Raw genomic sequence first — 14147 nt, forward strand, 5'->3', positions numbered from 1 at the left:
AAATATTCGTTCACCTTTTGCCGTGATGGGGTCAATGAGCCGACGGGCCCGAAATATGCTATATAGTCATTATGATAAAGAAGATTTCTATCCTTTTCTGCGGGTTGGCGGGTTATGGCGCGATGGCGCAGCCCGTTCAATGGCCCCATCATAAGAAGGCAGCCATCGTGCTGACCTATGACGATGCCTTGCGGTCGCAACTGGACACGGCCGTTCCGCAGCTGCGCCGGGCGGGTTTGAAGGCTACGTTCTTTTTAACGGCGGATATCGACAGTGCCACCATCCCCCGGTGGCGGGCGCTGGCAAAGGAAGGTTATGAGCTGGCGAACCATACTGTATATCATCCCTGTATAAACGGAGAAGATAACCCGGTTTCCTCGGATCATTACACTCCCTACCAGATGATCCGGGAGATCGAGGTGATGAATCATCTTTTGTATGCGGTGGACGGCAGAAACAGCAGGACCTATGCTTATCCCTGCACCGAGACGACGGTGGGGGGAAAGGATTATGTGGATACACTGCGCCGTTATGGGTTGATCAAATATGCGCGGGTGGGCGGGGATACGGGCGCGGTGATCGCCGACCCCGCGAACGTCGATCCTCTTCGGGTGCCGGCGCTTGGGCTGGAAGATCATACTCCTGTCGACAGGGTCATCGGCTTTGTCAAGAGTGTCGAACAAAGCGGCGGGATGGGGATCATCATGTTCCATGGCATCGGCGGGGACTATATTACGACGGATACCGACGTACATCAAAAGCTGCTGGATTATCTTGCCCGAAACCGGAGCTCGATCTGGGTGGGCACCTTTCAGGAAGTGATGGATTTTGTGAAGAAGAAGGGGCATCCCGGCGGACACTGATGCCGGCCACGGCCTAGCGGACGCTGATCCCGGCCGAGAGGCATAGACTTCGCAGGCGTTTTGCCCCTTGCTCACTCAGGGTGCCCGACTCGCTACCGTGGAAATTCGGAACGGCGATGAGGCGGCTGTTCTCAAAGCACACCTCGTAATACCCGATGATCTCCTTTTTTTTATTATAGAAGCAGAAACAAGTGCGTGGCGAACGGCAGCTCGAAGATATCGGCTTGTACGTCCTTGGGGTACTAATGATGGCCAGCAGCCGGCGGGTTTGCTTTTTTGTCAGCACGACCTTTGGGTGCGGGTCATATTTCCAGAAGAAACGGGAAAAGCCCGGCATCATTTGAAAGGAAGGCGCCCGGGTGAAGGTGTCTTCTTCATAATCTTCGATGTCGAGATAGGAGTAACATACCACCCGGCTGATCCGGGAACCCAGGTTGCCGGATGCGATATGGTTGATCTGGGGCTCGCTGGACAGGCTGTCCCGCTTTGGATGGGATTTCTTTACCGCCGGCTTCACCGGGGTCTCATGGGAGGAAGCGTTGGTACACCGGGTGAGAAAGGGTAAAAGGGCCAGGATAAGGACAGGTAGTTTTACGATGGCTTTCATGGCGAGAGGTATTGGCCTTCCTATAACGATGGGACGGATCGGAAATTGTTGCTGACAGTGGACTACTGGCACGAAAAATGAGGGTCTTTCAGTCTTAAAACTTTTATATGAACATTTCCCTTGAGCAAGCTGAAGCGGCTGTCAAAGCGGCAAAAGAAAAGGCTAAACAATTGAACACTCTGATGAACATTGCTATTGTGGATTCCGGCACTAACCTTGTCGCTTTTGCCCATATGGACAATGCATGGCTTGGCAGTATCGATATCTCGCAACGCAAGGCCAGAACGGCGCGGTTCTTCAACATGGAGACCGGCAAGATCGGGGAGTTGTCGCAGCCTGGCGGGCCGCTTTATAACATCGAGCACTCGAATGGCGGACTGATCACGTTTCCGGGCGGGATACCGATCAAAAACGGGAAAGGCGAGATCATCGGGGCAATCGGGGTTTCCGGCAGCACGGTGGAGAATGATCATGCTGTAGCACAGGCGGGAGCCGACGCGGTAAAGTAGGTCGCCGATACAAAAAATTAAAAAAGGGATGGCGAACTGCCGTCCCTTTTTCTTTTTGCGGTTGAAGTCATCTGCCAACGCAATGTATTGATCAAGAATAAGCTTTTTTCGTTATTTTACCCTATGCAATTATCCCTTTCCGGCCTTTTGGCAGCCTTGATGCTTTTGACAGCCGGCGCGCAGCGGACCGACGCCCAAAACACCGGCATCCCTGCGACGGACAACCGGTTTGTGAAACATGTATTGACAAATGATTTCATTTCAGAGGGGGTGGCCATCGCGGATGTGAACCGGGACGGGAAGCCGGATATCCTGGCGGGGGCCTATTGGTTTGAAGCGCCGGACTGGGTGCGGCATGCGCTTGCGGAGGGGAAGCATTATGATCCTGCAACGCAGTTCAGCAATTCCTTTCTGGATTATAGCATGGATGTGAACCAGGATGGCTGGCCCGATCTTATCCGGATCAGCCTGCCGGGAGAGGAAGCGGTATGGTATGAAAATCCCGGGAAGAAGCCGGGGTACTGGCCGATGCATCCGCTGCTGACGAATTGCGGGAACGAGTCGCCGGCCTTTGTGGATGTGGATGGCGACGGCCGGCCCGACCTTCTTTGCAACGACCCCGTAGCGAAGGAGGTTATCTGGCTGAAGTCCCCGGTGAAGAAGGGCGATACCACCTGGAAGCGGTATGTCATCGCCGGCGGCGAGAGTGCGCAGGGGACCAACCGATATACGCATGGACTTGGACTCATCGATATGAACAAGGATGGGCGGAAGGATGTGGTGATCACGAAAGGCTGGTGGGAACGTCCCGCGAACGCGACAAAGACCGGCTGGGTCTTTCATCCGGCCGGCCTTGGCGAGGATTGCTCGCAGATATATGCGGTGGATGCCAGGGGTGACGGAAAGCTGGGTCTTGTGAGCAGCAGCGCGCATCGTTACGGCATCTGGTGGCATGAGAAGACGGATACGGGTTGGGTGCATCATCCGATCTTTTCCGGCGTCTCGGAAACGCATGCACTGGCGCTGGCCGATGTCAATGGCGACGGACATCCCGATCTCGTGACGGGGAAACGATATTTTGCGCATAATGGAGAGGACCCGGGCGCGTATGAGCCTTCCCGGTTGTACTGGTTCGAGTTTCATCCCGGCGCAGTCCCGATGTGGACGCCACATCTGGTCGACGACAATTCAGGGGTGGGATTGCAGGTGCTGGTGCAGGATCTCGACGGGAATGGATTGCCGGATATCATCGTGGCAAACAAGAAGGGCGTGTTCTTCTTTGAGCAGGTGGCGCAGGGCAAGCGGGCGCGCGAGTTGGGATTGACCATCGGCGTGCTGTCCCCGGGTCAATGGGATGCCATCACGGATGTGCCGGGAGTAATGGTGGGGCAGACGACGCTCAACGCGGGAGACTCGGTGCATACCGGAGTGACCGCCATCCTGCCCTATGAGGGGAATATCTTCCAGCAGAAAGTGCCCGCGGCAATATTTGTGGGAAACGGATTTGGAAAGCTGGCAGGATCGACGCAGGTGATGGAGCTTGGCAACCTGGAGACACCGGTGGTGCTGACCAATACGCTTAGTGTGGCTACCGCCATCCAGGCCGTCGTGGAGTATACTCTGCGGGAGAAGGGAAATGAGCATGTCTATTCGGTTAATGCCGTCGTGGGCGAGACGAACGACGGATCGCTGAACGATATCCGGGGAATGCATGTGCATAAGGAGGATGTGTGGAACGCGATCACCGCGGCAAAGCCGGGACCTGTGGAAGAAGGCTGTGTCGGCGCGGGGACCGGGACGGTCTGTTTCGGGTTCAAAGGCGGGATCGGCACGGCGTCGCGGAAGCTGCCGGCTTCTCTTGGCGGGTATACGGTGGGTGTGCTGGTGCAGACGAATTTTGGCGGTGTGCTGGCGATCGACGGCGTGCCGGTAGGCAAAGAACTGGGACGATTCGCGTTTAGCGACCGGCTGAAAAACCCTGTCGATGGCAGTTGTATGATGGTGGTAGCCACCGATGCCCCGCTGGATAGCCGGAATCTCGCGCGGCTGGCGAAGCGGGCGTTTATGGGCCTTGCCAGGACAGGCGGCATCGCGTCCAACGGAAGCGGCGACTATGTGATCGCCTTTTCGACAAATGACTCGCTGCGCATCCCGCACGCGCCTTCAGGCCCCCTGCTGCATCGCATCGAGCTGGAGAACGATGCGGTGAGCCCGCTGTTCATGGCGGCCATCGAAGCCACGGAAGAAGCCATCGTCAACTCCCTGTTTGCGGCCAAAACAACAAAAGGAACGGATCAAACGGTGCCCGCCCTACCCATGGATAAGGTGATAACGATACTGAAGAAATATAACCGACTGAAATAATTTTATGGCGCTTTTCGCTTTTGTGAACGACGTTCTCATCGCTGCAGATGAGGCCTCCCTGGGGATCAGCGATCTGTCGATCCAGCGGGGGTATGGGGTCTTCGATTTTTTCAAGACGCTGGGCGGCGTGCCTGTCTATCCCGATGAACATTTGGACCGCTTCTTCTTTTCGGCTTCGCGGATGCGATTGGCGGTGGGAAAGAGCCGCGACGAATTGAAGGAAATGATCGGTGTGTTGATGAAGCGGAATGAAATTGCCGATTCAGGCATCCGGTTGACGCTGACAGGCGGCTATTCCGAAGATGGCTACAGCCTGGCGCGGGCCAACCTCGTGATCAGCCAGCATCCTTTGACGGCGCCGATCACCGCGGAGCCCAACCGGAGCATCCGGCTGATGACCTACCCGCATATGCGGCAGCTGCCGGAGGTAAAGACGATCGACTATCTGATGGCCATCTGGCTACAGCCCCAGCTACGGGAGAAGGACGCGGACGATGTTCTTTATCATTCCAATGGGGTGATCACGGAATGTCCGCGGTCGAATTTCTTTCTCGTCACCGATCGTGGGGTGCTGGTTACGCCGGGCAGCGGCGTGTTGAAAGGCATTACGCGGATGAAAGTGCTGGAACTGGTGAAAGGGAAGTTGGCGAATGAAGAACGGGAGGTGAGGATCGGCGAATTGCACGGGGCGAAGGAGGCATTTATTACGAGTACGACGAAACATGTGCTGCCGGTGACGGCCATCGATGGGCTGCGGGTCGGCGATGGGAACATCGGGCCGGTGGCGAGATGGGTCAGCGGAGAGTTATATAAACTTGCAGCGCCGGAGGGCGCTGCAAGCGGACGGTTTTAATGCACCGCACGAAAGATCGTGTTGGTATAGGAAGAATCGACGTTGCCGGCGAAGACCATGATGCCGGCTTTTTTGGCGCCGGAAGGTTCCCAGCCTGCGGCCGTGGTGGCGTTGCTCAGCGAGTTGTATTGTTTTGAAACACCGACCATCGTCTTGGAATTACCGATATGGGTAGCCCAGCGATTGAAGCGGGTGGTGTTGTTCTCCCAATAGCCCATATCTTCTACAAAATTGAGGTATTGTGCGACAGTGGTGTTCTGGCCGATGGCAGTGCCGGCGGCGGCACCGTCATAGATGGCAGCGGTATAGACCGTCGTGGTGCTGTTGGAAGATAGGGGACCGAAATAGGAGCCAAATGCTTTTATCAGGTTGGTATAGTTCGTATTGGCGGGGGTGGAGCCGAGGTGCTCGACGTCGAGGGCGATGCCGTCGAAATGCAGGGAGTCGATGATACAGGCCTTTAAAAAGGCGGCGAACTGGGTATAAGTAAGGTGAGTGCCATTCCAGGTGGTGAAAGGCGTTGTGGTGTTCCAGGAGGTAGCATCATCGACATTCATCAGGACTTTTACGCCGCGGGACTGAAGGATGCGAACATCGGCGATGATAGAGTGATAGGAATGATAGTGCGGGTTGACGGTGAGGATGTAGCTGCTGCTGCTGCCATAGTGCACGGAGTCGGCCATTTCCCAGGCCGAGCCTTCGAAGAGAACGACCTCATTGGCGAAATTGGCAAAGTTGGTGAGCGGGAGATTGACGACGGGGCTGCCGGTGGGCGTCGCGTCGAAGGCATAGTAGGCGATCTTATTGTTTGGTGCAGTAGGGAGGGTTAGCGGCGTCACGGCTGCCGTCAGCGCGGATGAACCGGCGGCGGTGGCGTTGAGATCGGGTTTTTGTTCGTTGAGATTGCTCATCTTGGAGCAGGAGGTGATGGCAAATGCCGCCACCAACGCGAGGGCGTAGTGTTGCTTTTTCATATCGCAAATCGTTTAATGTTAAAATGACGGTTTTTCCCGTCTCTTGGGAAGTTAACAGGGAATTTGCGAATGCGCGCTGCTAAAATAAGGAGGGTAAAGAATAGCACTTAAAAAAAAGCCCGCAGCGTATTTCGCTGCGGGCGCAGTGCTAATGCGGTCGGGGGAACATGATCGCGAAGGTGATCAATACGATATACGGTAATGCCAGAACGAACATCGAAAGAACAAGATGCTTTTTCTGTTTGGGATTCTTTTCGGCAAGATCTTCATACTTTCCAAAGATCTTCTGGTCACGGTCTTTTACAATATAGATATAGTTGAACAACGCAGCCGTCAGGATATAGATAGAGCTGGCGAAGACCATGGATTGCATCGGCGAGGCAAACCGGGTATGTTTTATAAAATGTAAATAGATGGATTCAAGTAAGAGAAACCAACCGCCGGAGCCAAGAGAAAAAAGGTACATCGCCTGGGTTCGGTAGTTTGGAGTGGGCCTGTAGTGGCTTAACCTGTAGAAATAATTATAGATATTGAAGTACAGATAATCTATGTGTTTGAGCCGGAATAGATTGTTTTTCAAAGGGCGGCTCGAACTTCGCTCATCGAGATTTTTGGGGCTCGGTTTCATACGGAGTTTTCAATTTAGGGTATGTGGATCAAATACGGGTTACGGTCCCCTTATTAACGCGTTTGGGAAAAAGATAGTGCCCTGGAGGCGCAAATAGAGAATAAAGGGCTGATTATCAATAAATATTTTTTGGCGGCGAGGGCATAGGAATTGAGGTATTTGGGTAGCCATGGAAAAAGAGTCATTCTGGACAAAATATGTCTTTAGCACCGATCATAAAGTCATCGCGAAACAGTTCCTGATCACCGGAATAGGATGGGCCATCGTCGGCGGCCTTTTCTCGGTGCTGATGCGGCTGCAGCTGGGTTATCCCAATTCTTCCTTTTCTTTTCTGCATCTCGGCGGCGAGGGATTTGTCGGCGGGAAGATACAACCCGCCGTCTATTACCAACTGATGACGATGCATGGGACGATCATGATCTTCTTCGTTCTTACGGCGGGACTCAGCGGAACCTTTGCCAATTTTCTTATCCCCTTACAGGTCGGCGCCCGGGATATGGCCTCGCCCTTTATCAATATGCTCTCCTACTGGTTCTTTTTTCTCGCGAGCGTGATCATGATCGCCTCCTTCTTTGTTCCGGGCGGCCCCTCCGGCGTCGGCTGGACCGCGTATGCGCCGCTTAGCGCGCTTCGCGATTCCGATACGGGCAGCGGGACGGGTCTCGATCTTTGGATCATCAGCATTTGCTTCTTTATCATCTCTACGCTCATGGGAGGGATCAACTATATCTCTACGGTCCTGAACATGCGGACCAAGGGGATGGCGATGAACCGGCTGCCCCTGAGCGTCTGGGGATTGTTGTTCACGGCGATTATGGGTCTGCTGTCGTTTCCGGTGCTGTTTGCCGCTTTTATCCTGTTGCTGTTCGACCGCAACGGGGGGACGTCCTTCTATCTGTCGGACATCTTCCTGTCGACGACGGGTAAGGCGCTGCCCTATGAGGGTGGGAGCGCGATCCTGTACCAGCACCTGTTCTGGTTCCTGGGTCATCCTGAGGTGTATATCGTGATCTTCCCGGCGTTTGGCATGGTGTCCGAGATATTGAGTGTCCATTCGCGGAAACCGATCTTCGGTTATTCGGCGATGGTGGGGTCGATGTTTGCGATCCTGACCTTGTCTTTTACCGTCTGGGCGCATCACATGTTCGTATCGGGACTCAACCCGTTGTTGGGTTCCCTGTTTGTGCTGCTGACCCTGCTGATCGCGGTTCCTTCGGCGATAAAGGTCTTTAACTGGGTCACGACGCTATGGCGGGGGAATATCCGTTTTACCCCGGCGATGCTTTTTGCGATCGGGTTCGTCTCGGTATTCATCTCCGGCGGGCTGACCGGTATCTATCTCGGCGACTCCACCATCGATATACAATTACACGATACGTATTTTGTGGTTGCGCATTTTCACCTGGTGATGGGGGTGGCGGCGATGTTTGGGATGTTTGCCGGGATCTATCATTGGTTTCCGAAGATGTTTGGGCGGATGATGAACCCCTGGCTGGGGACCCTGCATTTCTGGATCACCCTGGCTAGTGCCTATCTCATCTTCTGGCCGATGTATTATGAGGGACTGGCGGGAATGCCCCGGCGGTATTTCGATTTTTCGGGGTGGGTCTCCTTTAATCAGTTTGAAGGGTTGAACGCCTTTATCTCCGCGGTGGCCATCGTGGCTTTTTCGACACAGCTGGTGTTTCTGATCAATTTCTTTTATTCGATCTTCCGGGGCGAGAAGGTTACAGTGGCCAATCCCTGGCAGGCGAATACGCTCGAGTGGACGACGCCGATCGTCCCGGTGCACGGGAATTGGCCGGGAGAGATCCCCCGGGTATACCGGGGGCCGTATGAATATGGGAAGGATGGAAGGGATTTCATCCCGCAGACCGAGCCGCCCGAGACCGTGAACGAGCCCGAGCCGGCGGGAGTGCAGTAGGTTAATAATGACATTTCTGACATTCGGTGCCGCCGATGTCTTCGACGGTGACGCTGTCCCTGGCGCCCGTACCGAGATCGTGCCGGAACCGGGTGTAGATACTGTAGAATTTATTCCCATGGCCGGCGGAGTCGGGGAAGTCGACCTTTGTGGTGCGATGGCAGTTGATGCACCAACCCATGCTGAGGGGCGCAAACTGCCGGACCTCGTTCCATTCCTGCACGGGGCCATGACAGGTTTGACATTGCACCTTACCGGCGCGCACATGCTGGGAGTGGTTGAAATAGACATGATCGGGCAGGTTGTGGATGCGCACCCATTCGATCGGCTTGCCGGGTTTTGTATAGCGGCCCTTCTCCGGGTCGTAACCGGTATAGCTATACAGTTTCTTTATTTCTTCGTTGGGGTCGACGCGGGAGCCGTCTTCGCGGGTAAGCCGTTCGCCATGGTAATCGTTGATGGCGGCGTGGCAGTTCATGCAGACGTTTGGCGAAGGGACCGTCGCGGTCTTGCCGTCCCAGGCATTGCCATGGCAGAACAGACAGCTGATCTGGTTGAGACCCGCATGCACATGATGCGAGAAGAAGATGGGTTGTGCGGGTTGATAACCCTGCTGACGGCCGACGCCGATGGCCAGTTCGACGACGAAGTAACCGATAACGACGCAGAGAATGATCAGGGCCGCGGCGATATAGATCTTATTGCGGTAGACAGGGATGGAAGGTTGGGGCGGGATGCCGCGTTTCTCTTCGGCTAACCGTTTCAGATTGACGTTTAGCAGATACATGCCAAGAGCGAAGATGGCGAGGACAAAGGTGGCGATCCCATACAGCAGGCTATGGTCTTCGGGAGCCTTGGTCGGGTTTAGCGATGTGTTGGTGGCGCTGAGGGGTTCGGTGTAATTGTCGACATAGTTGAGGATCGCGTCTATCTCCTGGTCGGTGAGCCCGGGGAAGGTATTCATGGGGGCCTTCCCGTATTGATTGTAGAGGTTGTTGAAGTAGATGTTGCCGGAGGCCAGGACCCTGGTGTTGTTATGGATCCAGTCATGGAGCAACCGGCGATCGGTGACCCTTTCGGTGACCCCTTTTAGCGCCGGACCGGTGAGGACCTTGATCGGATTATGACATTGCGCACAGTTGGTCTGGAATAAGGTCTTGCCTTCCTGAGCCGCGGCTCGGGTAAATAAAAGAACGAAGAGAGGGAAAAGCAGGAAGATGCTTTTGAGGATAGGATGGCCCATGATGGCCTGGAAGATAAAAAAACTATGCCAGGGCGAAGCGAAGCCGTTAGCGTTGCCTGAAGCCGATGCGTTCGCGATCGTCCCATTTGCGCGCGCCGGCTTTTTCATCGAGGAGGTTCTCCATGGCGTCATAGATCTGGCTGAGCTGGACATCGTGTTCGCCAAGGCGGTCCTTGATGGCGTCGAGTTGCGTTTTCAGGTCGTTTTGCTGGTAGATGATCCGGCGGACCTCGACGAATGCGCGCATTATAGCGATGTTCATATTGATGGCCTTGTCGGAGTTGAGGACGCCGCTGAGCATCGCAACTCCTTGTTCTGTAAAGGCATAGGGGAGATATTTAGCGTAGCGACCACGGCCTTCTGCTTCTAAGGTCACAATTTGTGACCTTTGAGAATCACCCTTTTTTGAGGTCACAAACTGTGACCTCAAATTGTCCCACTCTTCCCGGGTCAATTGGAACATGAAATCCTCGGGAAACCGCTTGAGATTGCGCTTTACCGCTTGATTGAGGATCTTTGTCTCAGTCTCGTAAAGGGCCGCTAAGTCCTTGTCTAACAATACTCTTTCGCCTCTAATAACGTAAATTCTGTTTTGGATACTCTGGATTATTTCCATTGATAGGGTATTAATACCTCAAAAATAGGAAAATTCGTCTTGATGGGGCCTAATTCTCGAGGGGATGAGGATGGTCGACGGGGAGGTTGCGGCGCCAGGCTTCGCGGAAGGCGAGAGCACAGTCCTTGATGTACTTGTAGTAGTCATAGTCGTTCTCGAAGCTGCGGATGAATTCGTAAGAGGGCCGGTAGATATGCATAAAGGAGTCGAGCTGCGGTTTTTGAAGACCGGTGATCCTTCTGACGAGCGTGCGGTTGAATCGATAGTCGATATACTTATCATGTTCTTCCTCGATGAGGCGGCGCTGGAGGGAGAGCATCTGGCGGTTCTTGCGGGCGTTGAAGATCATGTCGAGGTTGAGACCGACGCCCAATCCGCTGCTGGAACCGCCGGCGAGATAGTCGGGCGCATAGTCGAACACCCTCCGGTATTCATCGCGGTTCTCGAGGGAATCATAACGGTATGGTTTGGGTTTTACGACGACGATCGGCAGACTGTCGACGGTGATGGCAAGACTCATATTCAGCGGATAACCGCGGGCGATCCGCTTTACCGCGATTTTGCCGGTGTGCCGGCCGAGATAGGAGAAATAGATGCTGTCGTCAAGGGGTAGCCGTATCCGGTAGCGGCCCGAGGAGTCGGTCATCGTGCCGGACCCGGAGTTGCTGAGCACGCTGACGCCGGGCATGGTGAAGAGTTGTGATTTGTCAAACACGGTTCCGGTGATCTCCTGTTGGGCCAGCGCAGCCCGACCAAGCAGCAGCAAGAGTATCGTTCCTATGATCTTTTGTTGTTTCACCGACTGCTTCTTTTCTTCCCATGGATCATCCCGGAGACGATCCCGGGGTATTGACCAAGATCGGCCCGGATGACGCCGGCTAAATGCAGGATCACATACCCATAAATAATATATTGAACGAACCCGTGCAGTTGTTTCACGGGTGCGCGCCACTCGCGGAACAAAGGTACATCTTCAAATGCCAGGACCAGGCCGGTAAGGGCCATCACGCCGATGCCGGCATAAAAAACGAGATAGCTGCGCTTCACCAGGAGGTAGTGCTGTTGCTCACCCTTTTGTTGCGGAGTTTGCGGCCTGAAGGTAAGGGCGGCCTTTAGCCGGGACCGCAACTTTTCTTTGGCGGGTTGAACGAGTTCGATGACGATCCGGGCCACTAAGAAAAAACAGAGGATATAGCCGAGCCAGGTGTGGAGCCCCCAGAGCTTGTCGCTGAATTCATGGGCGACGGCCCGTGCCTGATCCTGGTCGACGGCGACGCCTTTTTGCCGGAGCTGATCCTGTACCAGGCTGATGTTGTTACGCGTTCGAAAGACGGTTGAAGCAAGGCCGACGGTGATGAGCGAAGCCGAAAGCACGATAAAGAAGGTCCAATGCCAGATACGGATGCCCAGGCTGTAGCGCTGGTTCAGATCCAGGGTGTTGTCGGTGTTCAAGATGAGCCGTTTATGGCGCCCAAGTTAGCGAATAATTCGGGTACGATCTTACATATGGGGCAAGGCGGGATCCGGGAAATGCGGCTCAAAATATGTCCAGATCGATGCCGAGACCTTGCGCGCCAACTGCCACGCTTCGTTATCCTTCACCCAGCGCTGGTCCTTGTTGTTCTTTGTCGCGATATAAAAGACATAGTCGCCATGGGGGGCGTTGACCAACACCACCTCCGATCGGGAGTCATCGACCATCCCCTGCTTTGACGCGGTCTGCACATAAGGTGGAACGGCTGACAACGCATAGTCATCGTAAAAGCTGTGGGTCATGAGGCGATACATATTCTGACTGGCGTCGGGATTGACGACCTCGCCTTTTCGGATCATGGTGACCAGCCGGGCCATTTCGCGGGGGGTGGTCTGTCCCCAGCCATAGAGCTGGCGGTTGGCCTCGCGACCCGGCGTACGATTGTTGAGCCGGGTGTCCCGGAATCCATGCGCTTCGAGCCAGGCGTTGATGGTGAGGCCACCGCCGGCAAGCCGTTCGCACCAAACTGCGGTGGTATTATCACTGTTGGTGATCATCAGACTGATGGCCGTACGGAGGTCGGTAACAGAGCTGTCTTTGAAGAATTGCATCAGCCCGGAACCTCTTTTTAGCATGGAGTCGCGATAGATGAGGGGTTGTTCATAGGCATAGACACCCTGTGAGATCTTGTCGAAGATGCCGGCAAGAATGGGAACCTTGATAATGCTGGCGGTGGGAAAGATCGTGTCGGCATTGATGGCCACTTCCCTACCCGTTCGTAAATTCTGTACATAGACACCGGCTACGCCGTGGAAGCTATCGATCAGCGGCCGGAGAAGAGCCTCCAGTTTTTTATCGGGACGCTGGGCAAAGGCCGTTTGCTGGACGACAAGAAGGATGGTCAGAATGGGCAGGAGTTTTCTCATTGCATTCATTTACAGGGAATTTCGTTGTAATTTAAAAAATGTCGACGAAACGGGCAGCTTTTCCTAAATTCCATGGAAATTGATCCTATGCTTCCTGCCAACCTTCGAAAGACCGTTCTTCTGCCGTTCTGCGCAATCATCTTCTTTTCCGCATGTCAAATACCCGAACCGCCGGTGAGCAAGGAGGAGGCGCTGACCCTGGGACGCCGGATCGAAAGGAGCGTGGGCAAGCACGATACCACTCTGCTGAATCGCATCTTTGATGAAAAAGCGCTTGCGCAGCGGGTGGGCGAGGCAAGCGGAATTTTTTTGAGCAGGAGCCTGATCACCAGCGCGGTGAAAGGAGTGGAAGAAGGCGGGCTCGGCAGCAAGGTCGTCCATGCGATGGGCGAGACCGGCACTTATCAGCTGATCCGCCAATACGAGAAGGATGGCCGGCAGCATATCCTTTTCCGGCTGTATGGCAACGACGGGGTCAATTATCATGATTTTCTGCTGGTGAAACGGGATGAAGGGATCAAAGCCGCCGATCTGTATATCTATACCAGCGGCGAAGACATCAGCAAGACCCTGGCCAACGCCCTGACCCGGCTGAATAAGGACGCTTCCCGCAAGGAACTGAAGATAACGGATGATATCAAGGATCTGATGGACCGGGACGAATATGAGAAGGCCGATGTAGAATACGCGAAACTGCCCGCCGCGTTCAAAAAAGAGAAAGCCTACCAGCTTATCCATGTTCGTATCTACTCACATCTTTCCAATGACAAATACGTCGAGGCACTAAAGGAATACAGGACCTTATTCCCCCATGATCCGAATATGTACCTGCTGATGGTGGATGCCTATACGCTGCAAAAGAACTATCCGATGGCGCTGGAATCCGTAAACAAACTGGATTCGCTGATCGGCAGGGACCCCTTCCAGGATTATGAGCGGGCGCTGATATATAAGATAATGGGAGATAATGCCAATGAACAGATCTGTCTGGAACGGTTGCACAAGACCATGCCCGAATTCAAAAAAGGAACGTTCGAACTCATCGCCTTTTATTATTCCACCAAACAGACCAGCAGGGGAGATTCCCTGATGAAAGAAGTAAAGGCGATGGCACATTAATTGATTTATCTAATGCCTCCAATCCATTAAAGGTCCGACTCCCCGGT

General features: G+C 54.3%; 14 protein-coding genes. 6 read left to right on the plus strand and 8 right to left on the minus strand.

What is annotated here, in order from left to right:
• Nucleotides 1–71: 71 nt before the first annotated feature.
• Entirely contained in the window at nt 72–863 is a 792-nt protein-coding gene (locus tag VGM48_RS23270) for a polysaccharide deacetylase family protein (RefSeq protein WP_331583056.1), read from the plus strand.
• A 13-nt stretch (nt 864–876) separates the two neighbouring features.
• On the opposite strand, the gene VGM48_RS23275 is transcribed toward VGM48_RS23270, so the two are convergent.
• Nucleotides 877–1470 (minus strand): hypothetical protein, encoded by a 594-nt coding sequence (locus VGM48_RS23275; protein WP_331583058.1) that lies wholly within the window; start codon nt 1468–1470, stop codon nt 877–879.
• A gap of 107 nt (nt 1471–1577) precedes the next feature.
• Between VGM48_RS23275 and VGM48_RS23280 the strand changes: the two genes are divergently transcribed.
• The 3 genes from VGM48_RS23280 (at nt 1578) to VGM48_RS23290 (ending at nt 5196) form a co-directional block, all read left to right on the plus strand.
• Entirely contained in the window at nt 1578–1979 is a 402-nt protein-coding gene (locus VGM48_RS23280; protein ID WP_331583061.1) for a heme-binding protein, read from the plus strand.
• 123 nt (nt 1980–2102) lie between these two features.
• Nucleotides 2103–4343, plus strand: a complete 2241-nt coding sequence (locus tag VGM48_RS23285; RefSeq protein ID WP_331583063.1) for a P1 family peptidase — start codon at nt 2103–2105, stop codon at nt 4341–4343.
• Between the two features lie 4 nt (nt 4344–4347).
• On the plus strand, nt 4348–5196 hold the full coding sequence (locus VGM48_RS23290; RefSeq protein ID WP_331583065.1) for an aminotransferase class IV: 849 nt from the start codon (nt 4348–4350) through the stop codon (nt 5194–5196).
• On the opposite strand, the gene VGM48_RS23295 is transcribed toward VGM48_RS23290, so the two are convergent.
• The gene (locus VGM48_RS23295; RefSeq protein ID WP_331583067.1) at nt 5193–6170 is read right to left on the minus strand and encodes an EndoS/ChiA family endoglycosidase; all 978 of its coding nucleotides are present in this window, start codon (nt 6168–6170) and stop codon (nt 5193–5195) included. The two genes, VGM48_RS23290 and VGM48_RS23295, sit on opposite strands and share 4 nt — an antisense overlap.
• 148 nt (nt 6171–6318) lie before the next feature.
• Nucleotides 6319–6798, minus strand: coding sequence for a hypothetical protein (locus VGM48_RS23300; protein WP_331583069.1), 480 nt, complete (start codon nt 6796–6798; stop codon nt 6319–6321).
• A 169-nt stretch (nt 6799–6967) separates the two neighbouring features.
• On the opposite strand from VGM48_RS23300, the gene VGM48_RS23305 reads away from it, so the two are divergent.
• Nucleotides 6968–8722, plus strand: a complete 1755-nt coding sequence (locus tag VGM48_RS23305; protein WP_331583071.1) for a cytochrome c oxidase subunit I — start codon at nt 6968–6970, stop codon at nt 8720–8722.
• 1 nt (nt 8723) lies between these two features.
• Here VGM48_RS23305 and VGM48_RS23310 read toward each other — a convergent pair whose 3' ends face one another.
• Genes VGM48_RS23310 through VGM48_RS23330 form a run of 5 tightly spaced genes read right to left on the minus strand, consistent with a single transcriptional unit; the run spans nt 8724 to nt 12981 of the window.
• On the minus strand, nt 8724–10073 hold the full coding sequence (locus VGM48_RS23310) for a c-type cytochrome (RefSeq protein ID WP_331583073.1): 1350 nt from the start codon (nt 10071–10073) through the stop codon (nt 8724–8726).
• Nucleotides 10012–10581, minus strand: coding sequence for an ORF6N domain-containing protein (locus tag VGM48_RS23315; protein ID WP_331583075.1), 570 nt, complete (start codon nt 10579–10581; stop codon nt 10012–10014). Before VGM48_RS23315 ends, VGM48_RS23310 begins: the two co-directional genes overlap by 62 nt.
• A 49-nt stretch (nt 10582–10630) precedes the next feature.
• A complete protein-coding gene (locus VGM48_RS23320) occupies nt 10631–11380 on the minus strand; it encodes a hypothetical protein (protein ID WP_331583078.1) in 750 nt (249 codons plus the stop codon).
• The gene (locus tag VGM48_RS23325) at nt 11377–12033 is read right to left on the minus strand and encodes a cytochrome b/b6 domain-containing protein (protein WP_331583080.1); all 657 of its coding nucleotides are present in this window, start codon (nt 12031–12033) and stop codon (nt 11377–11379) included. The genes VGM48_RS23320 and VGM48_RS23325 overlap by 4 nt, the downstream gene beginning before the upstream one ends.
• 48 nt (nt 12034–12081) lie before the next feature.
• Nucleotides 12082–12981 carry a serine hydrolase gene (locus tag VGM48_RS23330; RefSeq protein WP_331583082.1) on the minus strand — a complete coding sequence of 300 codons (900 nt, stop codon included), beginning with the start codon at nt 12979–12981 and terminating at the stop codon, nt 12082–12084.
• Between the two features lie 87 nt (nt 12982–13068).
• On the opposite strand from VGM48_RS23330, the gene VGM48_RS23335 reads away from it, so the two are divergent.
• Nucleotides 13069–14100, plus strand: coding sequence for a hypothetical protein (locus VGM48_RS23335; RefSeq protein ID WP_331583084.1), 1032 nt, complete (start codon nt 13069–13071; stop codon nt 14098–14100).
• Nucleotides 14101–14147: the final 47 nt, after the last annotated feature.

This window comes from Puia sp. (genome assembly GCF_036500295.1).
GTDB lineage: Bacteria > Bacteroidota > Bacteroidia > Chitinophagales > Chitinophagaceae > Puia.

Excerpts from the sequence above, each read along its gene's own strand:
- VGM48_RS23295 (WP_331583067.1), bottom strand. The coding sequence starts at position 6,170 with ATGAAAAAGCAACACTACGCCCTCGCGTTGGTGGCGGCATTTGCCATC.
- VGM48_RS23330 (WP_331583082.1), bottom strand. The coding sequence starts at position 12,981 with ATGAGAAAACTCCTGCCCATTCTGACCATCCTTCTTGTCGTCCAGCAA.
- VGM48_RS23300 (WP_331583069.1), bottom strand. The coding sequence starts at position 6,798 with ATGAAACCGAGCCCCAAAAATCTCGATGAGCGAAGTTCGAGCCGCCCT.
- VGM48_RS23285 (WP_331583063.1), top strand. The coding sequence starts at position 2,103 with ATGCAATTATCCCTTTCCGGCCTTTTGGCAGCCTTGATGCTTTTGACA.
- VGM48_RS23270 (WP_331583056.1), top strand. The coding sequence starts at position 72 with ATGATAAAGAAGATTTCTATCCTTTTCTGCGGGTTGGCGGGTTATGGC.
- VGM48_RS23335 (WP_331583084.1), top strand. The coding sequence starts at position 13,069 with ATGCTTCCTGCCAACCTTCGAAAGACCGTTCTTCTGCCGTTCTGCGCA.
- VGM48_RS23290 (WP_331583065.1), top strand. The coding sequence starts at position 4,348 with ATGGCGCTTTTCGCTTTTGTGAACGACGTTCTCATCGCTGCAGATGAG.
- VGM48_RS23305 (WP_331583071.1), top strand. The coding sequence starts at position 6,968 with ATGGAAAAAGAGTCATTCTGGACAAAATATGTCTTTAGCACCGATCAT.
- VGM48_RS23315 (WP_331583075.1), bottom strand. The coding sequence starts at position 10,581 with ATGGAAATAATCCAGAGTATCCAAAACAGAATTTACGTTATTAGAGGC.
- VGM48_RS23310 (WP_331583073.1), bottom strand. The coding sequence starts at position 10,073 with ATGAAAAAGCCGGCGCGCGCAAATGGGACGATCGCGAACGCATCGGCT.
- VGM48_RS23275 (WP_331583058.1), bottom strand. The coding sequence starts at position 1,470 with ATGAAAGCCATCGTAAAACTACCTGTCCTTATCCTGGCCCTTTTACCC.
- VGM48_RS23280 (WP_331583061.1), top strand. The coding sequence starts at position 1,578 with ATGAACATTTCCCTTGAGCAAGCTGAAGCGGCTGTCAAAGCGGCAAAA.